Annotated in this window: 20 protein-coding genes; 7 read left to right on the forward strand and 13 right to left on the reverse strand. The window is 53.7% G+C overall.

Annotated elements, in window-relative coordinates; translation table 11 throughout:
* Window positions 1–5: 5 nt before the first annotated feature.
* From AC16KF_RS01210 to AC16KF_RS01270, 13 genes are all read right to left on the reverse strand, one after another.
* Entirely contained in the window at window positions 6–971 is a 966-nt protein-coding gene (locus AC16KF_RS01210) for a D-alanine--D-alanine ligase family protein (RefSeq protein ID WP_484035458.1), read from the reverse strand.
* A gap of 389 nt (window positions 972–1,360) precedes the next feature.
* A complete protein-coding gene (locus AC16KF_RS01215; protein ID WP_484035459.1) occupies window positions 1,361–2,398 on the reverse strand; it encodes an SIS domain-containing protein in 1,038 nt (345 codons plus the stop codon).
* Window positions 2,395–3,582: a uroporphyrinogen decarboxylase family protein gene (locus AC16KF_RS01220; RefSeq protein WP_484035460.1), complete on the reverse strand. Its 1,188-nt coding sequence runs from the start codon at window positions 3,580–3,582 to the stop codon at window positions 2,395–2,397. Before AC16KF_RS01220 ends, AC16KF_RS01215 begins: the two co-directional genes overlap by 4 nt.
* 2 nt (window positions 3,583–3,584) lie before the next feature.
* On the reverse strand, window positions 3,585–4,412 hold the full coding sequence (locus AC16KF_RS01225) for a carbohydrate ABC transporter permease (RefSeq protein ID WP_484035461.1): 828 nt from the start codon (window positions 4,410–4,412) through the stop codon (window positions 3,585–3,587).
* A 10-nt stretch (window positions 4,413–4,422) separates the two neighbouring features.
* Window positions 4,423–5,358 (reverse strand): carbohydrate ABC transporter permease, encoded by a 936-nt coding sequence (locus AC16KF_RS01230; RefSeq protein WP_484035462.1) that lies wholly within the window; start codon window positions 5,356–5,358, stop codon window positions 4,423–4,425.
* An 80-nt stretch (window positions 5,359–5,438) separates the two neighbouring features.
* Entirely contained in the window at window positions 5,439–6,812 is a 1,374-nt protein-coding gene (locus AC16KF_RS01235; RefSeq protein WP_484035463.1) for an ABC transporter substrate-binding protein, read from the reverse strand.
* A 257-nt stretch (window positions 6,813–7,069) separates the two neighbouring features.
* On the reverse strand, window positions 7,070–8,647 hold the full coding sequence (locus tag AC16KF_RS01240; protein WP_484035464.1) for a glycoside hydrolase family 3 protein: 1,578 nt from the start codon (window positions 8,645–8,647) through the stop codon (window positions 7,070–7,072).
* 2 nt (window positions 8,648–8,649) lie between these two features.
* A complete protein-coding gene (locus AC16KF_RS01245; protein ID WP_484035465.1) occupies window positions 8,650–9,492 on the reverse strand; it encodes a carbohydrate ABC transporter permease in 843 nt (280 codons plus the stop codon).
* A gap of 9 nt (window positions 9,493–9,501) precedes the next feature.
* Window positions 9,502–10,656, reverse strand: coding sequence for a carbohydrate ABC transporter permease (locus AC16KF_RS01250; RefSeq protein WP_484035466.1), 1,155 nt, complete (start codon window positions 10,654–10,656; stop codon window positions 9,502–9,504).
* Between the two features lie 72 nt (window positions 10,657–10,728).
* Complete coding sequence (locus AC16KF_RS01255; protein ID WP_484035467.1) at window positions 10,729–12,018, reverse strand: sugar ABC transporter substrate-binding protein; 1,290 nt, start codon at window positions 12,016–12,018, stop codon at window positions 10,729–10,731.
* Window positions 12,019–12,129: 111 nt separating this feature from the next.
* Window positions 12,130–12,978 (reverse strand): PIG-L deacetylase family protein, encoded by an 849-nt coding sequence (locus AC16KF_RS01260; protein WP_484035468.1) that lies wholly within the window; start codon window positions 12,976–12,978, stop codon window positions 12,130–12,132.
* On the reverse strand, window positions 12,975–14,372 hold the full coding sequence (locus AC16KF_RS01265) for an ROK family protein (protein WP_484035469.1): 1,398 nt from the start codon (window positions 14,370–14,372) through the stop codon (window positions 12,975–12,977). Before AC16KF_RS01265 ends, AC16KF_RS01260 begins: the two co-directional genes overlap by 4 nt.
* Window positions 14,372–15,520: an ROK family protein gene (locus AC16KF_RS01270; protein WP_484035470.1), complete on the reverse strand. Its 1,149-nt coding sequence runs from the start codon at window positions 15,518–15,520 to the stop codon at window positions 14,372–14,374. Before AC16KF_RS01270 ends, AC16KF_RS01265 begins: the two co-directional genes overlap by 1 nt.
* Window positions 15,521–15,779: 259 nt before the next feature.
* On the opposite strand from AC16KF_RS01270, the gene AC16KF_RS01275 reads away from it, so the two are divergent.
* The 7 genes from AC16KF_RS01275 (at window position 15,780) to AC16KF_RS01305 (ending at window position 22,787) form a co-directional block, all read left to right on the forward strand.
* Window positions 15,780–16,823, forward strand: coding sequence for a multicopper oxidase domain-containing protein (locus AC16KF_RS01275; protein WP_484035471.1), 1,044 nt, complete (start codon window positions 15,780–15,782; stop codon window positions 16,821–16,823).
* A gap of 9 nt (window positions 16,824–16,832) precedes the next feature.
* Window positions 16,833–18,017: a ZIP family metal transporter gene (locus AC16KF_RS01280; RefSeq protein WP_484035472.1), complete on the forward strand. Its 1,185-nt coding sequence runs from the start codon at window positions 16,833–16,835 to the stop codon at window positions 18,015–18,017.
* A 229-nt stretch (window positions 18,018–18,246) separates the two neighbouring features.
* The gene (locus AC16KF_RS01285; RefSeq protein WP_484035473.1) at window positions 18,247–18,945 is read left to right on the forward strand and encodes a DUF6796 family protein; all 699 of its coding nucleotides are present in this window, start codon (window positions 18,247–18,249) and stop codon (window positions 18,943–18,945) included.
* Entirely contained in the window at window positions 18,945–19,613 is a 669-nt protein-coding gene (locus tag AC16KF_RS01290) for a metal-dependent transcriptional regulator (protein WP_484035474.1), read from the forward strand. The genes AC16KF_RS01285 and AC16KF_RS01290 overlap by 1 nt, the downstream gene beginning before the upstream one ends.
* A gap of 198 nt (window positions 19,614–19,811) precedes the next feature.
* Window positions 19,812–20,159, forward strand: coding sequence for a hypothetical protein (locus AC16KF_RS01295; RefSeq protein ID WP_484035475.1), 348 nt, complete (start codon window positions 19,812–19,814; stop codon window positions 20,157–20,159).
* Window positions 20,156–20,749 carry a methyltransferase gene (locus AC16KF_RS01300; protein WP_484035476.1) on the forward strand — a complete coding sequence of 198 codons (594 nt, stop codon included), beginning with the start codon at window positions 20,156–20,158 and terminating at the stop codon, window positions 20,747–20,749. Before AC16KF_RS01295 ends, AC16KF_RS01300 begins: the two co-directional genes overlap by 4 nt.
* Window positions 20,750–20,891: 142 nt before the next feature.
* On the forward strand, window positions 20,892–22,787 hold the full coding sequence (locus AC16KF_RS01305; protein WP_484035477.1) for an Nramp family divalent metal transporter: 1,896 nt from the start codon (window positions 20,892–20,894) through the stop codon (window positions 22,785–22,787).
* The last annotated feature ends 140 nt before the right edge of the window (window positions 22,788–22,927 follow it).

The raw sequence follows: 22,927 nt of genomic DNA on the forward strand, positions 1-22,927 counted from the left end.
CAGCCTCAACGCGCCGCGCGCATTGCCTGTCGCAGTTTTGCCACGCGGAACATGCGGTCGAAGAAAACTTTGTAACCGCCCTCGTCGTACAGGATCATAAAATCAGCGGGACCGAACTCATCGGGGCGAAGCATGATCGCGGGGTTCGGGTTGATCTCAAGGATGAACATCTCGCCGCGTTCATTCATCCGCACATCGCAACGCCCATAACTCACCGCGCCGATGGCTTGATACATCCGCACGCCAATATCTTGCAAGCGCGGGATCAACTCAGGGTCAGCGACGCGCGCAAAGTTGAACGGGAGCGACGTGTCCCATTTCACAACCGTGTGCCAAAATTCTTCGCCGGGCGGAAACACCAACTCGGTCGGCGGATACGCGATCGGCTTGCTGAAGTCATCGGGGTTATCCACGACCAGCACATTGAACTCCCTGCCGACGATAAATTCCTCCATCCGCGCTGCGCCATATTCTTTGCAGACGCGCTCCACTTGCGCCAGCACTTCTTCGAGCGAATCGCACCGCGACTCTTTGATCATTCCCGTGCTTCCATAGCTCTGTGGATGCTTCACCATGATCGGATATCGCAGTCCCTCGACAAGTCGCTTCGCTTCGACGGGCGAACTGACCCGGTATCCTTTGGCGAATCCAACCCCGTGCGCGTCGGCGGCGGCTTGCATCTGCTCGCGCGTCGGGTCGAAAAATGTTGAGTCCGCGCCTGTGAACGGAAGGTTCAACTCTTCCAACGCTTTGATCACATCGACTCCCTCGTAGCCTTCTTCGTCGTGATCGTCTTTTTCATAGCCTTCGCACAAGTTGATATACACATCGAATTCATGGCGGGCATCGAGCGCGCGCAACGTATCGATGATGGGATTCGTCATCGTGACAAATTCCCAGTCATACCCTTCCATGAATTGCGTCGGGTTGAAGTCTTCGATCTTTTCATCGGAGAGAATGCAGACTCGCATGAATCACCTCGCGTAGAGATTTGATTCATTATCGCACAACTTTCAATTCAAAGACAAATTTATTAAGGCTGAACCATGATGCGCAAAAGTATAATTCCGCCTATGAACCGCAAAAACTCCTCGATAATTTTTCTCGCGCTTGGACTCGTCTTCCTCACCATTGGACTATCCACCGACAACACCGCGTTTTCGTGGATTGCAATTGTGTTCGTTTTATTGTCTCTCGTGATGGGTGGACGATGGATGAGACCAAGAAGGTAGTTGAATGTCACCCTGAGGGAGTGGCGCTTCGCGCCACGACCGAAGGGTCTCTGCTTGTCGCGTCTGAGATGCTTCGCGGAGTTTATCCTGAGCCTGTCGAAGGGCTCAGCATGACATGACTCAATAAATTATTTCGTCTTCGTCACTTTATGGATCGTGCGCGGCTTTTCGGTATCGAATCCCTTTGCCAGTGTGAGATGATAGGCGAACAATTGCGCTGGCAAAATTGTGACCAGCGGCGAAAGCCACTCTGGCACATCGGCGGGAATGGACAGGGGAATTTGAGCAAGCGATAACGCGCGTTTATCGTTCGAGATCACAACCAATTCCGCTGAAATATCTTTTTTCAACCGTTGAAGCATCTGCAACATCGAATTAAACACCTTCCCCTTCGGCGCGACGGCAAAGACGGGGTAGCCGCTCTCCACCAGCGCGATCGGTCCGTGCGCAAAGTCGGCGGAGGAGTACGGCTCGGCGATGATGTACGATAACTCTTTCAACTTCAACGCCCACTCGAACGCGGTGGCGTAATTGAATCCCCGCCCCAGCACAACGGTCTGGTCAATGTAGCGATAGCGCTGCACAGCCTCGGAAATATAATCGTGATGCTTCAAAACAGATTTCATCCAACCTGCAACCTGTTTCAACTCGCCCCATTGCTTTTGATTTCCGTTCAGCGCGGCAGACAACATCGCAACCGTCATCAACTCAGTGGTGTAGGTCTTCGTCGCGGCGACGGCTTTCTCCGCGCCCGCTTGAATATCCAGCACGAAGTCAGAGACATGCGCGAGCGGCGAGTTTGACTCATTTGTGATCGAAAGCGTCAGGCACCCCTGCTTCTTCCCCTCTTCCAATACCGCCACAATATCAGGCGACGCGCCCGATTGCGAAATACCAACAACCAGGGCGTTTTTTAGTTTCGGCGGGCGGTTGTAATACGTGAACAGCGACGGAGTCGCCAGCGCGAGTGGCAATCCATTCATTGCGCCGAGCAGATAATTCGCGTACCTGCCCGCGTTATCCGAAGTCCCGCGCGCGGCGAGAAAGACATAGTCAACACCGTGTTTTCGAATGGCAGTCGCAACACGCTCAATGTTCTTTCTCTGCGAGGCAAGCAAGCGTTTGATCCGTTCAGGTTGTTCGTTAATCTCGGAATACAGCGTCATGTGTGGTACCGTCCAATTTCCTCGGCAAGCGGGGCGAACAGTTCGATCTTCCACGGTTCCACGCGCGGCGCGATCGAACACGCCGAACTCAAAATATATCCGCCGCCCGGCTTGCCGATAATAATCCGTTCCGTCGCTTCGGCGATCACTTGTTCCTTTGTAGTGTATTCAAGAAGCGACACCGAATTCATATTGCCCTTCAAAAACATCCGCTGACCCACGCCCTTCTTCGCATCTGCCAATTCCACGTTGCCAAGCGGATGCGGGTCGAGCGTGTCAATGCCCATCGTATGCGTCTGCTCCATTAGATCGAGTCGGTCGCCGATCTTGCCGCACGTGTGCGTGTACACCGGCGCGCCGCAAGCGCGAACGGCGTCTGCCAATTTTTGTTCATACGGAAGGATGTATTCCGCGTACATCTTTGGGGATAAGAACCCGCCGCCCGCAAACGCGGATGAAATAAGCACCGCGTCAACCCCATGTCGGGCTTGAGCGACCGCCCAGGCAATCGTCGCGTCTGTGAGACGGTCCAACAACGCCTTCACCTTCTCCTTGCTCTTCACTAATCCGATAATCGCGTTCATGTATCCAAACAACTCGAGATAATGCGTGAACGGCGAGAAAACTTCGCCATGCACCGAAACTTCGCCTCTTGTTTTCTCGCGGACAAGGTCGATCGTATCAAAAAAATAATCGGGGATTTCGTTCAGCAACCCGGTATCCGCTTTGCCCTCGATCCACGGCACATGATAGGTATTCCAGAGATAGCCGGGGAATTGGTCAACATCCTCCAAATGGTCTGGATCAAGCACCCCCAAGTCGGCGCGAGGTGTGAGATCGGGGCGGGCGGTGTAAACGTATTGGGCGTTGTCATCCCAAGGGATGACGGTCACGTGCCCGTTTTTCCACGTCACAAGTTCGCCCTTCTTCGTCTTCTCTACGCTTTTGATCTGGTTCAAAAATCCGCGGGGTCGCCCCGGCAGGTTGATCAAAATCCCATCGAATTGATAGCGCCTTTGCATCGTGACGAGGGCTTCGGCAAAGCCTTCACTGCTGAACCAGATTTCATGCGGGGCAAGACCGGCGTTTAAAAAATAATGTCCCAACGCCAATTGGCACATGACCGGGACACGGTCGGCTTCTTCGTGGCGCATGGCAAGCGCCATGCGTTCCCTGCCGTTCATGCCTAGCCTTTCACAGCCCCGGCGGTAAGCCCTTTGATGAATTCGCGCGCCAGGATCATATACAAGATCAGCATAGGCACCGCCGCCAGCGAGAGGACGGCAAGCGCGCGCGTCCAGTCGGTGCGATATTGCCCGAAGAGCAGAGAGACGCCCAGCGCCACCGTGCGCGATTCCTCCGCGCGGATGAACACGAGCGGGAACCAAAAGTCGTTCCAGATTTTTATCATGTTGAAGATCGCCACCGTCGCCAGCGCGGGGCGCATAAGCGGCAGGACGATGCGGGAATACACCTGCCATTCGGTCGCGCCGTCTATCTTCGCCGCCTCGAACATTTCGCCGGGCAACTCTTTGATGAAGGCGGTCAACACGAAGGTTGCGATTGGCATCCCCATGGCAACATACACAGGGATGAGACTCCAATAAGTATCCTGCAAATTGAGCGCCTTGATCAGCCGCACGAGGTCGAGCGTGCCGAGGCGGATGGGAATCATCAAACCGGCGATGAAAAATACGTACAGGAAACTGGAGACCGGCGATTTCCACTTTGCGAGCGCGTACGCCGCCATCGAGCCGATGAAGAGGATCAGCCCGAGCGCGATCGCCGTCACAATGAGGGTGTTGATGAAATACAGGTCGAACCGTCCGTTATTCCAAGCTTCGCGATAGCCGTCTAACGTGAAAGTTTCCGGCAACCCGAACGGGTCTTTGAAAATCTGCTTCTGCGGTTTGAAGGAATTTACCACGAGAGTCCAGATCGGGAACAGGACGATAAGCGACCAAATGCCAAGAACAATATAAGTAAATAGCAGTTGGGGTTTATTCAAACGCATCGCGCGCCTCCTATTCCGTCGCCTGCTTGCGAGAGAAATACAGCCAGAACAGGACGCCCGTCATTAGAATGGCAAACGTCAGGGTGGCGATTGCCGCGCCCATGCCCATATTTGGAATGCCGACAGGGTGTTCGCCCGCGATCCCCGTGCGGTAGAACAGGGTCGCCAACAAATCGGCTGAATACGATGGTTCGCCTTTCGCGCCTGCCATGGCATAGATGACATCGAAAGCGTTGAAGTTATCCACGAAGGTCAAAATGGTGACCACGCCGATCACCGGTTTCAGAAGCGGGAACTTTATCTTCCAGAAGATATTCCACTCCGATGCGCCGTCGATACGGGCGGCTTCGAGCAATTCGTCCGAGATACCCATCAGCCCGGCGAGGAACATTACCGTGGGCATGCCCACCCATTGCCAGACCGAGGTCAGAGAAATAACCGGGAGGGCGAGGTTTTCGCGTCCAAGCCAGGGGAGCGCCAATTCCCTTAACCCCATGGCGATGAGCGTCTTATTTACCGCGCCCCAGTTCGGGTTGAGGATCAACGTCCATAAAAAGCCAGTGACCAGCACCGATAAAGTCGCGGGGGCAAAGATCACTGTGCGAAAGAAATTCCTGCCTCGAAATTCCGACGAGAGCAGGTTGGCGAACAACAAGCCAAGCGTATTTTGCACAAGCATGTGAATGGCGAAAAAGACGCAGGTGTTGGTAAACGCGTTGAAAAATTTCTCGCGCCATAATGGGTTGGTAAATAAGTCCCTGTAATTTTGCGAGCCGACAAACGTTGTCGGGTTATAGCCTTCCCCTTGATACAGGCTCAAGCGCAGTGAGTCGAACAATGGTCCCGCCATGAACACGAGGTACATTGCCACGGCGGGCAATAGGAATAAGAGCCATGTAATTTTTTGGCGGTTCTTTACGCTGAACAGGTCTGGCGCGCGAGTCATGGTCTCTACTTTTTATGGTTATACAATCGGCAGGGATGGGAAACCCATCCCTGCCTTTTATTGTACGCTGAAACGGCTGATTACTTGCAAGCCGCGGCAGGTTCGTACCAAGCCGCCACATCAGCATTGAAAGCGTCGGCGGCTTCCTTCGGGGTCTTCTCGCCCTTCAACACGGCGATCACGTTGTTGTTGAGGGAGGTGTAGGCATCCACGCTGCCGGAGGGCGCGGCGAGGAGTTTTTCCCACACGAAGCGAATGTCCACGCCTTTGGCGGCTTTGTTGAACGCCATGAAGTCGGCGCTGATCGGGTCGCTGAGGGTCGGAATCTCCTTGGTCAGCGGGAAGAAGCCTGGCAGGTTATCGCCAAGCAATCCGGCAAATTCAGGCGATTCGAGGAACTCAAGGAAGAGCATGGCCGATTCGAGGTTCGGGGATGCGGCGTTCGCGCCGACAGCGGCATCGGTATGGAAGGACACATAGGTGTCTTTGCCTGCGAGCGCGGGCGGGTAGAACACGCCCCACTCAAAGTCGGTGGCGTCTTTCTTGATCGGACCGATGCTCCAAGAGCCGTCGAATAACATGGCGGCTTGTCCCTGCGCGAAAAGCTGGCTGGCGTCATAGTAACTGACCGCTTCAAAGCCTGTCGGCAGGTAGGGTTTCAGATCGGCAATCTGCTGGAAGGCGGCGACCATTTCGTCGCTGTTGAAACAGCGTTCGCCGTTCAGGTACGCCATGCGCCCATCGTAACCGCCGATATCGCTGGGGATGAGTTGCATCATCACAACTTCGTTGATATCCCAGGCGTCTTTTGTCCCGTTCGCAAACGGTATCACGCCCGCGTCTTGCAGGGTCTTGGCGGCGGCCATCAGGTCTTCCCAAGTGGCGGGAATCTCAATGCCATTGGCGGCGAAGAGGTCTTTGTTATAGTAAATGCCATGAGATACGGCGATGATCGGCACCGCATACGGCTCGCCGTCATCGGTCGCCCACGGAGCGCGGGAAGCGGCAGTGAAGCTATCGTTGATGCCGGGCAGGTCTTTCAAAGAAGCGATGTAACCCGCATCGAACAGTTCGCGCCCGGTTGCGAAGGAACGCACGAAGAACAAGTCGGGACCTGTGCCGGTCTCGAGTTGGGTGCGAAGCGTGGCATTGTAATCGGGCGGGTTGGTCGGGTCGAATTTGACGGTGATGTTGGGATATTTCTCGTGGAACGCGGCATTGATCACGTCCCAGGCGGCAACATCATCCACGCGCCAGGAGCCCAGGGTGAGGGTCACTTCAGCGGCTGGCGCTTCTGTGGCGGGAGCCTCAGTCGCAGGCGCCTCGGTAGCGGGAGCCTCAGTGGCTGGCGCTTCTGTGGCAGGCGCCTCGGTAGGCGCGGGGGTGCCGCAAGCCGAGAGCACAAGGCTCGCCAAAATCAAAGCAGATAACAAAACGAACAGTTTCTTTTGCATTTCTTCTCCTATATATTTTGAACACGTTACAAACAGACTTCCGGTTACTTTTGACGCAATGGTTTCCTTACTCGCTCCTTTCAGGTTGTCTTATCAAGCGGCAGCGCACACTGCGCTTCGGCAACTCGCCCGCAACCTTCCTGTGTAATATGACGCATGAGTTGCGTAACAAGATTCGCAAGAGCGCGAATCCGACAGGACATTCACTATTCCACTTCGATCGATTCAGAGAAATTATGTAGACGGGACTCCGCGCTTCACCCGACAGTGGGTATGGATACCGGTAGTCGGCCGGTCATCTGGATGCGGCCAAACAAGGCTTTCGCGACGGCGCGCATGGACGGCTCCATAATGCCGTACGCGGCAACGTACGCGGAGACTTGCGGAAAGGCGGCAAGGTCATACGGGAGACGCATGGCGATCACAATCGTGGGCTTGCCAAGATTCAAGAGCGCGCGCGCAAACCCGGCTTGCTTCTCTTCGGCATAGGCGTTGATCGTGCCAACGACGATCACATCATATTCACGGACACGCCCCAACACTGAGGCCGATTCTGCCTCAGTGGGCGAATACGGGATGACGAACTCATCTGTGCGAGCGTGATAGTCCCGAATAGACTCTGCCAGTTTAGGCTGAATGTACGATGACGTGTCCGCTGGCGTCAGGTCTTTTGGCTGGGGAACGATCACCGCAATGCGTTGGTCCGATTCGAGTTTGAGCGGCAAATACTTTTCACGATCGCGCACCAGTGTGATGGATTTCTCCGCAATCTCTTGAGCAACCCGCATGTGTTCGGCAGATCGAATTACCGCGAGATCATGCGAGGCTGAATTCTCGGCGATCCATTGTTTCAAGCGTGAGATCCGCGCGGCGGACGCTTCCAACTCGCCCAGCGTGAGTTGACCAGACTTGAATCCTTCCATCAGGCCTTCGAACGCGCGGGTCTGATCTTGTGGGTCGCTGGTATTGAGCAACAAGTCTGCGCCCGCTTTCACCGCGCGCACAGATTCCTCGCGCAAAGCCTCGCCCTGACGAATCGCTTTCATGTCCATCGCGTCGGTGACAACGACACCATCGTAGCCGAAATCGCGGCGCAGTAGACCGTTGATGATGTTGGGAGATAAGGTGGCGGGAGGAGGGTTTGCGCCGTCCAGCGAAGTGATTCCGAGGTGCGCGGTCATCACCATTTTGGCATCCGCTTTGAAGGCGGCGATAAAAGGAGGCAATTCTACGGCGCGAAGTCGTTCGAGAGAGTGTGGCACAGTGCCAAGCCCGTGGTGCGTGTCGCTGGCGGTATCGCCGTGACCGGGGAAGTGCTTGACCGTGGCGGCAACTCCTTGCGATTGAATTCCTTCGATCATGGCCGCGGTCAGCTCCGCAACCAGACGAGGATCTTCGCCAAAGGAGCGCGCGCCCACAACGGGATTCTGCGGGTTGATGTTCACATCGGCGCAGGGCGCATAATTGACGTTGATGCCCAGCGCGGACAATTCGCGCCCGAGCACTTCGCCCGCTTTGCGCGCGAGTTCTGCGGAGCGTGTGGCGCCCAACGCCATATTGCCGGGCAGGGGCGTGCCGTCGCCCACCGCCATCAACTGCCCTCCTTCCTGGTCGGTAGCGATGAGGAGGCGAGGCAGGTCGAGGTCGCGCGCGAGGCGTTGCAGGGCGTTGGTCAACTCGCGCACTTGGGAGGGAGTCCCGATATTTAAACTGCGGAAGTATGAAATCCCGCTGGGGTGGTATTTTTGGAACGCTTCGATAATTTCAGGCGAGGGGGTCTCTTTGCCGTGAAACGCGAATAATAGTTTTTGCCCGATGAGATGTTCGATGTCCACGCTTATCCTTTCAAGCCAGAGACCACTACGCTTTCGAGAATGTAGCGCTGGGCAAGGAAAAAGACAACGATGAGAGGCACGGTGGTCAGCACTGCCGAGGTCATGATGGTGGGCCACGGTTGCGTCGTCAGGTTGATGTTGTATAGGGTGGACACGTATACGGGCAGGGTGTACAGGTCGATGGTTTGCAGATAGATAAGCGGGGTGAGCAGGTTGTTCCACATGCCGACAAAAAGGAAGGTTGCCACGGTGGCGAGCGGCGCTTTAACCAGCGGCAGGATAATCTCCCACCAGATTTGGATGTGGTTTGCGCCGTCTACGAACGCGGATTCGTCCAATTCTTTGGGGATTTGCGCCATTGCCTGACGCAATAAGAAGACCATCGCCGCGCCGCCGGCGAAGTAGCCCGGAATAATAAGCGGGTTGAAGGTGCCGATCCAGTCCAGTTTATTGAAGAACACGTACTGCGGCACGATAAGCGCTTGCGGCGGAATCATCATGGTGGAGAGCATGAGGAAGAATACGATGTTTCGCCCGGGCCATTCCACGCGGCTGAAGGCATATGCCACGGCGGCGATCGAAATCAATGTGCCTGCCAATGCCAGCGTTACGTAGAACACGGAGTTGAAATAGGAGCGCACAAAATTTTCATTCTGAAAAATATCGATGTAGGCTTCGAGAGTTGGGCGGTCTGGAATCCAGACGATGCCCGGAGAGTTCGTTTCTTCCACGGTTTTAAGCGAGGATGAGATCATCCAAAACAAGGGGAAGCTCATTAGGATGGTTGCGCCGGTGAGCAAGGCGTACAGCAAAATGCCTTTGAGGATGGGGAAGTATCTTTTCATTTTGCCTGCCTAGTACACATCGTAGGTTACCCAGCGGTCTTGAAGCTTGAACTGGATAAGCGTAAAAATGAGGATGATGACAAGAATGACCCACGAAATGGCAGAGCCATACCCGATCTCAAAATGGCTGAAACTCGTTTCCCATAGATAGTAGACCATTGAGATCGTCGAAGAGACAATCGGCTCGTTATCACGGTAAAGGACAAAGATCGGCTCGAAGATCTGCAGGGAGCCGATCAACCCAACGACCAGGTTATAGAAAATATACGGGGTGAGCAGGGGGAAGGAAATTCTCCAGAATTTTTGCCAGGCGGTCGCGCCATCCACTTCGGCGGCTTCGTGCAATTCTTTGGGGATGTTGTTCAAACCGGCGAGGAAGATCAGCATCATTGTGCCGCATCCCCAGACCATGAGTAAAATTACGGACATTTTCGTCCACAATGGACTCTGGACCCAAAGCGGAACGCGGTTGTCGGCAGGGAAACCCGCTTCAAGCACTTTTGTCAGCAGGTTGTATTTCCCCGTATTCATCCCTAAAAAGAACGCGGTGACAACTTCCTGGACGAGGATCAGCGCGCGACTGAATACTCCAAAGGGCGGAACGGAAGTGGATATCGCGCGAATGATCTGGTTAACAATACCCGTGCCGGTATTCAACATCAAACGCCAGCACAGCAATACGGCGGTGTTAAAGCCGAGGATCACCGGCAAGTAAAACGCCATTCGGAAAACGCGCTCGCCTTTCATCTTTTGGTTCAACAGCACGGCAAGGAATAACGCCACTCCCATCTGTAATGGCAAGCCGATCAAGGTCAGATACAAGGTGTTGACAAGCGAGGCGCGGAAACCAGTATCATGGAGGAGGATGTCGCGGTAATTTTCGATCCCTTTCCAGGTTGCCGGCGCGCCGGAGGCGATGCGATAATCGGTGAAACTCCAGTATAAAGAAAAAGACAGGGGTACAACGACAAATATGATGAAGCCAACGATCCAGGGTGCGGCGAAAAAATAACCCGCAAAGGCGCTTTCTTGCTGTTTGGGCGTGGCGCCGCGCGCCCGGACGATCGAACGGGCAAGGAAACCCAAACCATAACTGGCAGATACAATGAGCGCAACGGTCAATACCGCCACGATCAACACATTGATATATGGGTTTTCCAGCATGGCATACTCCTCGAGGTACGAGGGGAGAGTTGGGCGGGGAGGACTCCCCGCCCAACTCACTTAGATCTTTTCTTATTCGGCGAGCGCCGCAGAGTATTGTTCCTGAATCGTCTGGTTGACTTCTTCAGGAGTGAGCTCTTCGGTCACCAATTTGCCCAGCGCGTCTTGCATGATGGTGGACAATTTTGCGGCTTCCTTGATTCCAGCGAAGCCCACGCCATATTCCGCCGCCAATTCCGCTTCGCGTTGCAGTTGCGGAGAGTCGGTCACGTAGCCGTATTGCGAGTCGTTGCGGGCAGGGATGAGACCCATGGTCTCGTTCCACTTGTTGTTGCCTTCCTTGCTGAAGGCAAGTTTCAACCAATCCGCCGCGAGTTCCTTGTTCGGGCTGTAATCCGCGACTGCAAGCCAGTCGTTGAACGCAAGCACCACCGGTTTGCTGTTGGGGAAGTTCGCCGGATCGCCGTAGAACGGTTCAATGGAAATATTTTCCCAGACGGGGCGATCAAACGCGGGAGCCGCCCAGCCGGAGTGGGCAAGGCAGATCACCCCGTTGTTCTTACCCGTGGCGTCGTCCACATCAATGACGGAGCCTTGGCCAGCAGGAAGCGCGCCAACCGCATCTGAAGCGGGACCGTAGGTAGCCTGTCGCAGATCGAGCAGGAATTGGGTGGTCGCCAGCGCTTCCGGGGAATCGAAGTTGGGCGAGCCATCGGCTTTATAAAGTTGGCCGCCGAGAGAGTAGAAGACCAACAACCACCACTGCCAGTCAGCCATGGTAGCCGCATCCACCGGGTGAAGCGCCTGTTGGGTCAACGAGTTGGTGGCGGGGTCGATCACTGTGTTGGCTTTCGTGAACGAAATCCAATCCGCAAAGCTCTTCGGCGGAAGCGTGCCGGTCGCAAGATCGGAACGGCAGAAAACGTAACGAGGAGCGGTGAAGATCGGCAGACCGCGCAGTTTGCCTTCGTACTTGGCATTTTCGAGCGCGGGACCGAAGTTACTGATCTCGCTCCAGGCGCCAGCGCCAAGGTACGGATCCATATCGGCAAGATTCTTGCCGTAGAGCGTGTTCATTTCAGAGCCGAGGTTAATGATGTCGGGACCTTCGCCCGCGGCGAAGAAACCGGCAAAGGTCGTATCCCAACCCGACCATGAGCCTTCGGTGATCTCGACCGTCACGCCCGGGTGAGCCTTTTCAAACGCCGGGTTGATATCGCTCTTCAACCACGCGATGGTGTCGGGGGTGTAATCGAGCAGGTAGATCTTCAAGGTTTTTGGCTGAGCCGCGCCACCGCAGGCGGTCAACATCATACTGACCAACACCAAAACTGAAAGCAACGTAAACAGTTTCTTGTTCATTTTTTTCTTCTCCTTGTAGTTTTTCAAACATCGGTTGAATACGCAAATTGAAATACTATGCTCTTCGATCGATCTCCTTTCTGCCGCATGAACAGGATAAATAAAGAAAAGTCAGTTCATCTGGCGAATACGAGTATCAACATCCTGCGCAAAACGATGAATAAACTCCCGCACAAAAACAGCCGGGTCAAGCGACTCTTCGGCGATCAAAGGAGTCATATCCATTGCATACGAAAGCCCGTGTGTCGCATCTACGCCGTGCGATTCAAAATATGTGGCGTTGGCGCGGCGGCGCCCCATCGAAGCGAGGTCGTACCGCTTCCCGCCGACGATCTGCGAATCAAAGACGCCCAACAAAGCGAACTGGAGATTTTCATGGGCGGAGGTATTCATCAACACCTTATCTGGATCGATCATCCAATCGAGCGAGCGCCAGACCTCACACCCCACGAGTCTCTCGGGACGTTCAGCCGGGTCCAGTCGGCGGATGGCTTCCACCACCCTCAGAACAACCGCGATATGCGTATCATGCTTGTCCGCAAGGTTATGGGTGTACACATAGTTCGGTTTTGTGGCGCGCAAGATCTCCACAAAATCTTCGATGGGTTCCTGTCGAGACGCGTCCTTAAGTGTGGCGCTGGGCAGGTCCAACATGATTTGCGCGGAGAACTCGCCCACATATGCCGCCTTGCGTTGTTCATGAAAACGCACAGCCCGCATCTCATCGTCTGTGTAATCCTTATAAAGGCTATCGCGCGGAGACCCTCGACCATCCGTGACAACAACGCCTGTGAACCATTTATCGCCTTGTTGAAAACACTCCAAGATCGGTTGCGCCGCCATGATCTCAATATCGTCCTGATGCGCGGCAAGGCATAAATGCGTTGTGCGTCCCAGCGCCTGCTCCTCAGCCACGCCGTCCGGGATAAAAACTTCAGCCGTATTCAGAGAAAATTTCATGCCTGCGCCTGTTCTATGACCGGCAAACTTGCCGCCGCAATGGATTGACCCACGCGGCGTAATTTCTCGCTGGGCAAATGAATTTCTATTTTCTTCAAAAGTTCGGGGAATTCGGTTTCGAACACGTTGATCACGCCTTCCAACAATAGATTTCCGCCTCGTCCCGAGGTGCACCGGCCTAAAATCAAAACATGCTTGAGGTCGTAAAACTCGGCATAGTGAGCAATGCCATAGCCTAAATAAATTCCCATCGTTTGCCAGATCTTCAACGCGCCTCCGTATCCCGAATCCAGCAGGTTCTGAACAAATTTCAACTTCTCGGCGTCGGTCAGGCTCGATGGGATATCGATCTCCGCTTTGGGCGCGAGCCTGAAAACGCATTGTTGTGAAAAATACGACGCGCCACAGCCTCGGTCGCCCGACCACTCTTCGATCGGCGCGTTTGGGTTGTAGTCGATGGGGGCGAACGCCAGCTCGTTTAGCCAGCCGGTGATCTGCCCAGTCATGTTCACATAACCCGCCGCCTCGCTCGAACCCAGGGCAATACCCAAAATGCCGTTATCTTCAATGGACATCGAGCCAGCCAACGCGGTGACGTCTCCGTCATTGATCACTTCCAGCGGCACTCCCATCTCGTCTCTGATTCGCAGGAACATGTTCCTGATTTCGCTAAAGCGCTCAACAGGAATCCCCCGGAACAGCGAAGCCACCATCGGTCGGTTATCCACATAAATGCCAGCGGAACTGCCGCCGATCGCGTCCACGCGCGGGAGTTTGCTCGCGGCAGTTTTCAGCGATTGCATGATCTCGTTGTAGTGATATTCGGGATCAGAGTGTTTGCGCGGCTCCCAGATGACTTCCTCGCTGAAAACCGGAACCCCGCCAACCACCGCGCTGACTTTTCTGTCGGATGCGCCCAAGTCGAAGCCGATGCGATGACCTTGCAGGTTGCGGCCGAGCAGTTTCCCCCTCTCGAAAGAAGCGGGCACTTCATCCGCAGCGCATAAGACCACTTCGAATGCGCGCTCGTAGACTTGATCTCCCATAAAATGGTAATCAAAGTTCCGAGCGCCGTTTGCCGCGTAATCATTTCGAATGTGCTCGCCGATCTTGCGCGAGCCGCCAACGTAGATCTTGTGTCCGCCGCGTTGCCAGAGGAGAAACTTGAGAGCGCGTTCAACATATTCAAGATTTGCGCCGAAGTTCGAGTGCGATTCGGGAAAAACTTTTAATTCGATTCGAGAAAACTCTCCGTTATTTCTTTCAAGCCCGATCACCAGCCTCTCGCTCTCAGATTCAACGGAATTCTGAAACGCGCGACGCGCCAAAACCGCCGGGCGAAATTCTTCATCCAATGGAGGCGCAACACGCGGAGGGATTAACGGTAAAGTCATTAATGCGCTCCGCCAAACAAAGGCGAGTAGCCATCCTGCAACAGGAAAGCAGACGCGCCGAGGATACAGGCGCGATAATCCAAGGTGCCTAATTCAAGCTGAGTGCCTTCAGACATGCGAGTTAACGCGGCGTTTTGCATCGCGCGATTAACAGCTTCCAGCCACGGCGTACCGAAGAGCGTCATATCGCCTGTCAAAACGATTTTCTGAATATTCAGTGTGCCGATCAAATTTGCAAGAGAGACGCCTAAATACCGCGCCGCCCGTTCAATGGACTCTTTCGTTTTGGCGTCGCCAGCCTCAAACGCGGATTGAACCGCATCGAGCGAATCCATTTTCAAGCGCTGCATCACCGCGCGCGCGCTGGAGATGGTTTCCAGACAGCCGCGTTTGCCGCACCGGCATAATTCGCCATTCTCTTGAATCACCACATGACCGATCTCGCCTGCGCCTCCCCCGTCGCCTTGAAACAATTGCCCGTTGACTAATATCCCCGCGCCGATACCATACTTCACATTGACAACGATCAGGTTCTCGTCCGGCTTGTGCTTATTTCCATACACATACTCCCCAATCGCGGTTGCTTGACTGTCATTGAGAACGAGAACGGGAATCTTATATTTCTTTTGAAGCAGAGTACCAAGCGGAAGATTTTCCCATTCCAGGTTCACCGCGTTCAAAATGATTCCCTCGCGCGTGTTGATTAGGCCGGGCGCGCCGACTCCAATTCCCACAAGCGGCTTGTATTTTTTTCGTTTCAATTGGTCAAGAATTTGGTAAACGAGTTCGAGCGCTTTTTCCCCGTTATCGTCGTGCACGCCCACTTCAACGGTCTCTTTGATTTCGCCCCTCAAATTGACTACCGCGCCGATAAATTTATCTTGCGCGAGGTTCAGTCCGATTAAATAGCGCGAATCTGCAAGGACGCTCAGTAAGATTGGAGATTTTCCTCCAATGGATTCCCCGCGCCCCACTTCATGCACCAAACCTTCGGCAAGCAAGCCAGACACAACATCTGAAACCGTGGTGCGGGTCAGGTGGGTGATACGCGCAATCTCGGCGCGGCTGATCGGGTCATTGGCAAAGATCGTTCTGAGAACCAAATCTCGATTGTGTTGCTTCGTTTGTTGATGCGTAGCCTTTTTCATCAAGTTTCCTGCAACAAGAATTTGGATTGCCACTACAAGAAGAACAATTTGTCTGACGACTTTGTAAATTCACTGGACTAACAAACGCATTGTACAGACTCCCCCACAAAAAGTCAACCCTGTATTTTGGCAAGATCGAAACCAGAATCTTTGGACGGGTATTTTCGCCAATTCCAAATCCGCCCTTGACAGATTATTCATCTCCTCCTAAAATTTAGGCATACCTAAATTTTTGTTTAGTTACCCAAATGGAGAATCGATGACTACTAAATTCACACGAAGGGATTTCCTCAAAACGGGCGGACTCACCCTGCTCGGCGCGGCGGGTGTCGGTGTGCTTGCAAACACGAACCACGATCACGCGAACAAAACAAAAGTCCTTGCCGCGCCAGCCATGCAACACGATGGACATGATGGCACACTGCCCAACACTGTCGGCGAAGTGGACCACGAAGCCAACGGCTTCAATCCTGACGACATTCTGACCGATTTCGATTACGGCGAAGTCTCCACCCTGCCCAGCGGACAAACCCTGCGCGAGTACAAGATCCTCGCGCACAACAAGGATATCGAAGTTGTTCCGGGCATCGTTTATCCCGCATGGACGTACAACGGACGCATCCCCGGTCCAACGCTTCGCGCCACCGAAGGCGACCGCATACGAATCAATTTTGCCAACGGAAGCAATCATCCGCACACGATGCACTTTCACGGGTTTCATCCAGGCTCGATGGACGGCGTACCAGGTTCAGGTCCGGGGGGAAACGTGTTGCCCGGCGAATCATTCGTCTACGAGTTCGATGCGGAACCGTTCGGACTCCACCTCTATCATTGTCACGCATTCCCTCTCGCGCGTCACATCGCAAAGGGACTCTACGGCACGTTCATCGTTGACCCCAAAGGCGGACGTCCGCGCGTGGATCGCGAGATGGTGATGGTGATGAGCGGCTTTGATGTGGACTTCGATGATGCGAATGATTTTTATGCGGTCAACGCGATTCCTTTTCATTATCAAAACCATCCGATCCAGATCAAGGTCGGCGAAACGATTCGCATCTATCTCGTGAACATCCTCGAGTTCGATCTCATCAACTCATTCCACTTGCACGCAAACTTTTTTCAATACTTTCCCACTGGCACAAGTCTCACGCCCGCCGAATTTACCGACACGATCATTCAAGGACAGGCGCAACGCGGCATTCTCGAATTCAGTTACAAATATCCGGGCATGTACATGTTCCACGCGCACGTGACGGAGTTTGCGGAACTCGGCTGGAATGGCATGTTCGAAGTGACGGAATAGAGGCTCATCATGACTCATTCGACTGAACCCACACGCTTCACCTTTCGGACCTTCGTCCTGCTTCTGCTCCCCATCATTCTCCTCGCTGGAGTGATCGCGCTCTTCCTCTCCACTGGCGGCGGCTTGGATTTGGAATCTGCCGCGCCCATCGAGACTCTCGACATCGAGCGTTACAACCTCCAACAAAACGTGATTGAGCTTCACGTCCGCAACATGGGACCTGACGCGCTCACAATTGCGCAAGTCGGCGTGAACGAAGCCATCATGCCATTCACGGTTTCACCAGATACAACGATACCGCGCTTGGGACGCGCCGTTATTCACATTCCCTATCCATGGAATTACGGCGAAGCATACGGTGTCAGCGTTTTCACAACGAATGCAATCGTCTTCGGCGTGGACATTCCCGTCGCATTCGAAACTCCACAACCCGACGCGGCAACATTCTGGGGCTTCACATTGATCGGCTTATACGTCGGCGTGATCCCCGTTTTCATCGGCATCTTCTGGTTCCCCGCACTGCGGACTCTCGGTCGCCGCACGATGACCTTCCTCATGGCGGCAACGGCGGGCTTGCTCATCTTCCTCGGCTTGGACACGCTCGCCGAAGCGCTGGAGTTTGCGGCAGAAGTTCCAGCCACATTCCAAGGGATTGGATTGATCGGCATCGGCGCGGTTGCAACTTTCCTTTTGTTGGATGCAATTTCAAAGAGTCAAACCAACACATCAGGCGATGAATCGCAGAGACGTTTATCGGTCGCGTTCATCATCGCGGTCGGAATAGGATTCCACAACCTCGGCGAGGGACTTGCCATCGGCGCGGCGTACAACGTCGGCGAGATCGCGCTGGGAACATTCCTCGTCGTGGGATTCATCATCCAAAACATCACCGAGGGACTTGGAATCATCGCTCCCGTACTACGCGACAAACCCACAATTAGACGACTCGCGGTCATGGGATTGATCGGCGGCGCACCCGCCATCCTCGGCGCATGGATCGGCGGATATGCTCCCTCGCCGTTTCTCGCTGTGCTGTTCCTCGCCATCGGCGCAGGCGCGATCTTCCAAGTCATTTACGAAATCGCCAAATTGATTCAAAAAGACACCCAACGCGAAGCCATACCGATGACCGTCTTCAGCGGCGTGTTGACAGGCATGATGCTGTTGTGGGTAACTGGATTATTGATTAAGTAAGTTGTAACTCCGAAGGAGTGAAATGATTATAGATTTGCACGTAATAGGCAAGCCAACCCCGAAGGGGTGTCATGGCTTTGCATGAGGATATGTCATCCCTGCGGGATTTGATCGTGCCTTGTTCCATTTTCTATAATTCTTCCATCCCTTCGGGATTGAAAGTTCTTCAGGCAAATAAATAAACATCGTTCTGCGAAGTCGAAGTATCGCCTCGCAACAACAGAAAACTATGGAAACCATTCTCCTCCCCCTCCGCATCTCTGGATTACTCGCCTTCCTCGGCGCGTTCCTCTATGCCATCGGTGATGTGCTTTTGCTCGCGAGCAAAGTGAATCTCGCTGAGTATCCCAAACTCAAGCCGTTCGCCAAACTGCTTTCAGACGCCGAAAAGATGATCGTGCTATCACCGAACCGAATGATCTGGGGCGCGTTGCTCGGCGTGTTCGGGACACCTTTATACGTCGCAGGATACTGGCACATCTATCAAGGCTTGGGCGGCGCGAACACCTCCGCTGTGCTGACAGTTGTCGGCTTGTTCGGAACCGCATCCATCCTGGGCGCGTTCGTCCACGGCACGTTTTATTACATGGGCGAATACGTCCACGCGTTGAACAATGTCAGCGAAGAGTCGCAGGCGGTGATCGTCAAAATGATCGAGCGGCATAAAAAAGTTTTGATCATCACATACGCTCCTGTGATGATCTTCATTGTGATCGCATCCATTTGGTTTTCGATTTTGGTTGCATCGGGTCAAACGTCATTCCCACTTTGGTTGACGTGGATCAACCCGCTCACACTGACCATCGCGTGGCTGGTCATCAACCGCATCCTGCCGCAATTTTTGCGCGACGCGACAGAAGGCGCAGGCTTCAACATTGCGTTCATGGTCTTCTTCGCCTGCACTACGATCACACTTTGGAACGGATAATGGAACAAACACTCACCATCTCGATTCAGGATTACCTGAAACACATTTACGAATTGACCGATCGCGGCGCGCCGGCCAGCACCAACGCGCTCGCGGAACGACTCAAGATCAAGCCTGCGTCAGTGACGGGCATGATTCAAAAACTTGCCGCGTCGAATCCGCCGCTGGTTGAATATCAAAAACACCAAGGCGTGACGCTCACGAAAGATGGGAAGAAAGCCGCGCTCGAAGTGATTCGGCATCACCGTCTGCTCGAAGCGTGGCTCGTGCAAACACTCGGCTATTCGTGGGATGAAGTGCACGAAGAGGCGGAGCGACTCGAACACGTCATCTCGGAAGATTTTGAGCGACGTATCGCCGCCGCGATGGGACATCCGCTTCGTGACCCCCATGGAGAGTTGATCCCCACCGCCGATCTTAAGATGCCGCTGGACGATTCGACTCCGCTCTCCGCGCTGAGACCGAATCAAACTGGCACGATCCAATGCGTCAAAGCCGCGGACGATGAGTTACTTCGTCATCTCGAATCCCTCGGCATCACGCCTGGCGCAAGTATCGAGGTGAAGGAATATTCATCATACGACCACAATCTAACGGTCAAAGTCGGGCGCAAAACCTCGGTGCTTGGGTTGAACATTACAAGCAAGATTTTTGTGGAAGAGAGTTAAATGCTTTGTAGGTCAGGCTTACAGCCTGACAATCTTTTGCATGGTGAGCGTATGCAATAAGTCTATTAGCCCTCTTACACAAGAAATTGTACGGCAGGTTTTCAACCCACTATTCATCAAAATTCGGAAAAGCGTCAGGCTAAAAGCCTGACCTACGATTGACCTTTGCAAGAAATCAATCAAAGAAAGTTAACGAACATGTTTGAACGCGCAGTTTTACTTCCATCTTTACCAGCAGTCAGCCTGACCGAAATCCTCATCGTCCTGACCATTGCCAGCCTTGCTTACTTCGTTGTCTTCAACAAATTTGAAAAGCATGTTCCAACAAACAGAAGGATCACTAAACTTGCTATCGTTGTCGGCGTCCTGACAATCGTTGGCATTTTGTTTAGCAGGTATGCATTTTGGGGCGTGATCGCCCTGATGACAATCGGACAGATTTATATACACGGCGTGTATTTCCCCAAACACGGAGTCAACGGCTGGACAGCCGAACCGTACGACAAATATCTTGAACTAACAGAACGAATGAAAGGTAAAAAATGAACGAAAATATTTTCCGCATGATCGCCGCGCTTGTCTTGTTCACAGGCATCGGCATCTCAGGTTACTTCCGCCGCAAAGCGGACAAAGAATCAGGCGAAACCGTTTCCCGCAAAGTGGACGGCGGCGTGATGATGAACTTCATCCGTATCGGAGGACTGATCCTCTGGTTGAGTCCGCTGATCTATCTCATTAATCCGCAATGGATGGCTTGGTCGAAGATCGGACTCCCCGAATCGATTCGCTGGCTCGGCGTTGGGATTGGAATCCTGTGTGTGTTCGGCATTTACTGGCTGTTCAGCAGTATCGGGAGCGGAATCACCCCCACCAGCGCGACGCGCAAAGAGCACAAACTCACCACGAATGGGATTTACAAATACATTCGTCATCCGTTGTACACGATCGGTTCGTCATTCATCTTGTCCTTTGGCATGATGGCGGACAACTGGTTTATCGGGATGTTCGGCATCCTGGCATTCGTCCTCATGGCGATCCGCACACCAAAAGAGGAAGCCAACCTCATCGAAAAATTCGGAGATGAGTATCGAGAATACATGAAGCGCACAGGTCGCTTTTTGCCGAAACTATTCTAAAGTCATCTCAAAATGTCACCCTGAGCGATAGCGAAGGGTCTCTACTGCCAACACAAGAGACTCTTCGGTCGCAAACCCCGCTCCCTCAGAGTGACATGGTATTGTCTCAAATCTTTTATCACGCAAACATCGAAGAACAAACATGAAAAAACATTCGCAAAATTCCCTTTCAGAAGTACATGAATCCGTTATTGTGCCAGCCAAAGCCTCCTCATGGAGGCGCTGGCTGGCGATCACTGGACCCGCCCTCATGGTATCCGTCGGCTACATGGACCCGGGCAACTGGGCAACAGACATCGCGGGCGGAAGCCGCTATAGCTACGCCTTGATCTGGGTCTTGTTGATGTCCAACCTTATGGCGATTCTCCTGCAAAGTTTAGCCGCGAGGCTCGGCATCGTCAGTCGCCGCGACCTGGCGCAAGTCTGTCATGAAGATTATCCGCCCATTGTGAATATCCCCCTCTACATTCTGGCAGAGATCGCCATCACAGCCTGCGACTTGGCGGAGGTGATCGGTTCTGCCATCGCGCTTCAATTACTTTTCGGTATCCCACTTCTGTATGGCGTGATACTTACCGCGTTGGATACATTCCTGCTTTTGTTGTTGTCGCATGCGGGGATTCGCAAACTGGAAAGCGTGGTCATCGCGTTGGTCGGAACGATCGGCGTCGCTTTCTTCATCGAGATCCTGTTGGGCAAACCTGATTGGGTTGGCATCGCTCATGGCTTTGTCCCATCCCTGCCCGACGCGACCGCGTTATATATTTCCATCGGCATTTTAGGCGCGACCGTCATGCCGCACAATTTATATTTGCATTCGTCACTCGTGCAAACTCGCAAGATCGGGCGCGACAGCGACGAAGTCAAAAAGACCCTGCGCTGGAACACGATCGACACATCGTTATCGCTCAACATTGCTTTCTTCATCAACGCTGCGATTTTGGTGATGGCGGCTTCGGTCTTTCACAGAAACGGATATTTTGCCGTCGCCGAGATTCAAGACGCGCATCATTTGCTGGAGCCTCTGCTTGGGGCGTCCATCGCGCCGATCGCGTTCGCCATCGCGCTTCTCGCCTCGGGACAGAGTTCCACCATCACCGGCACGCTCGCCGGGCAGATCGTGATGGAGGGCTACCTCAACCTGCGGATTCGACCGTGGCTGCGCCGCCTCATTACCCGACTTCTGGCTGTCATCCCCGCGATACTCGTCATCGCCCACTTCGGCGAAAACGCCACAGGCGCGATGCTCGTGCTGAGTCAAGTCGTCCTCTCGCTTCAACTGCCGTTTGCGATCATTCCGCTGATCAACGCAGTAGCAGACAAACGCCGCATGGGCGAATTCACCATCAGCCCGAAGATAAAAGCCCTGGCATGGATCGTGGCGGGAATCATTTTGTCGCTGAACATCAAATTGATCGTTGACCAAATCGGAGCGTGGATCGCCGACGCGGGAAGCGACGCGTGGATCATCGAAGCGACCGTGATCCCATTAACTGTATTACTCGGACTGCTATTGCTTTACGTGGTCGCGCATCCCTGGCTGGACAAAAACGGATTTCGCATTGGGAGTGTCCATCGTCAAGCCGCGCAAACGATCAACGCGATCCAACCACCTCCGCCCTACCAGCACATCGGCGTGGCATTGGACTTTTCAGGCAAGGACGAAAAATTGCTCACGGAAAGTCTGCGCTTCATCAACAAAAAGCAAACGAAACTCACCTTGTTGCACGTTGTCGAAAGTCCAGTGGCAAGAAGGCTGGGCGTCGAGGGTGAAGATTCCGAAACGCTCGCAGACCGCGACCGACTCGAAAAATTGACCGAGATGATGAAAGCGAACAAAGTCAACTCCGAATGGCAGATCGGAAGCGGCGAGCCAGGCAAAGAACTGGCGAAAATGATCAACGATTCGAATATAGAAATGATCGTCGTCGGTGGACATGGTCACACGGGCGTTTCAGATTTGATCCACGGAACGGTCATCAGCGACTTGCGCCACCACATCAAAGCCAGCGTGGTGATCGTGCCGATTGGTGATTAGCATACGTCAAGATAGGGGTTGTCTAAAAAGGGGAAGAACAAGTTGAGAAAACGGCGTAAACGGAGCAAGAGACAAAAAAACTGGCGGTCATTGGATCGCCAGTTTTCGTAAATTGTGCGCCATGCACACCAGACCCCACT

It is taken from the genome of Candidatus Defluviilinea gracilis (genome assembly GCF_057138825.1).

Bases quoted from the DNA above. Each gene is read 5' to 3' on its own strand.
- AC16KF_RS01225 (WP_484035461.1), bottom strand. From the start codon at position 4,412: ATGCGTTTGAATAAACCCCAACTGCTATTTACTTATATTGTTCTTGGC.
- AC16KF_RS01275 (WP_484035471.1), top strand. From the start codon at position 15,780: ATGACTACTAAATTCACACGAAGGGATTTCCTCAAAACGGGCGGACTC.
- AC16KF_RS01245 (WP_484035465.1), bottom strand. From the start codon at position 9,492: ATGAAAAGATACTTCCCCATCCTCAAAGGCATTTTGCTGTACGCCTTG.
- AC16KF_RS01295 (WP_484035475.1), top strand. From the start codon at position 19,812: ATGTTTGAACGCGCAGTTTTACTTCCATCTTTACCAGCAGTCAGCCTG.
- AC16KF_RS01250 (WP_484035466.1), bottom strand. From the start codon at position 10,656: ATGCTGGAAAACCCATATATCAATGTGTTGATCGTGGCGGTATTGACC.
- AC16KF_RS01260 (WP_484035468.1), bottom strand. From the start codon at position 12,978: ATGAAATTTTCTCTGAATACGGCTGAAGTTTTTATCCCGGACGGCGTG.
- AC16KF_RS01290 (WP_484035474.1), top strand. From the start codon at position 18,945: ATGGAACAAACACTCACCATCTCGATTCAGGATTACCTGAAACACATT.
- AC16KF_RS01210 (WP_484035458.1), bottom strand. From the start codon at position 971: ATGCGAGTCTGCATTCTCTCCGATGAAAAGATCGAAGACTTCAACCCG.
- AC16KF_RS01235 (WP_484035463.1), bottom strand. From the start codon at position 6,812: ATGCAAAAGAAACTGTTCGTTTTGTTATCTGCTTTGATTTTGGCGAGC.
- AC16KF_RS01300 (WP_484035476.1), top strand. From the start codon at position 20,156: ATGAACGAAAATATTTTCCGCATGATCGCCGCGCTTGTCTTGTTCACA.
- AC16KF_RS01270 (WP_484035470.1), bottom strand. From the start codon at position 15,520: ATGAAAAAGGCTACGCATCAACAAACGAAGCAACACAATCGAGATTTG.
- AC16KF_RS01265 (WP_484035469.1), bottom strand. From the start codon at position 14,372: ATGACTTTACCGTTAATCCCTCCGCGTGTTGCGCCTCCATTGGATGAA.
- AC16KF_RS01305 (WP_484035477.1), top strand. From the start codon at position 20,892: ATGAAAAAACATTCGCAAAATTCCCTTTCAGAAGTACATGAATCCGTT.
- AC16KF_RS01280 (WP_484035472.1), top strand. From the start codon at position 16,833: ATGACTCATTCGACTGAACCCACACGCTTCACCTTTCGGACCTTCGTC.
- AC16KF_RS01230 (WP_484035462.1), bottom strand. From the start codon at position 5,358: ATGACTCGCGCGCCAGACCTGTTCAGCGTAAAGAACCGCCAAAAAATT.
- AC16KF_RS01215 (WP_484035459.1), bottom strand. From the start codon at position 2,398: ATGACGCTGTATTCCGAGATTAACGAACAACCTGAACGGATCAAACGC.
- AC16KF_RS01285 (WP_484035473.1), top strand. From the start codon at position 18,247: ATGGAAACCATTCTCCTCCCCCTCCGCATCTCTGGATTACTCGCCTTC.
- AC16KF_RS01220 (WP_484035460.1), bottom strand. From the start codon at position 3,582: ATGAACGGCAGGGAACGCATGGCGCTTGCCATGCGCCACGAAGAAGCC.
- AC16KF_RS01255 (WP_484035467.1), bottom strand. From the start codon at position 12,018: ATGAACAAGAAACTGTTTACGTTGCTTTCAGTTTTGGTGTTGGTCAGT.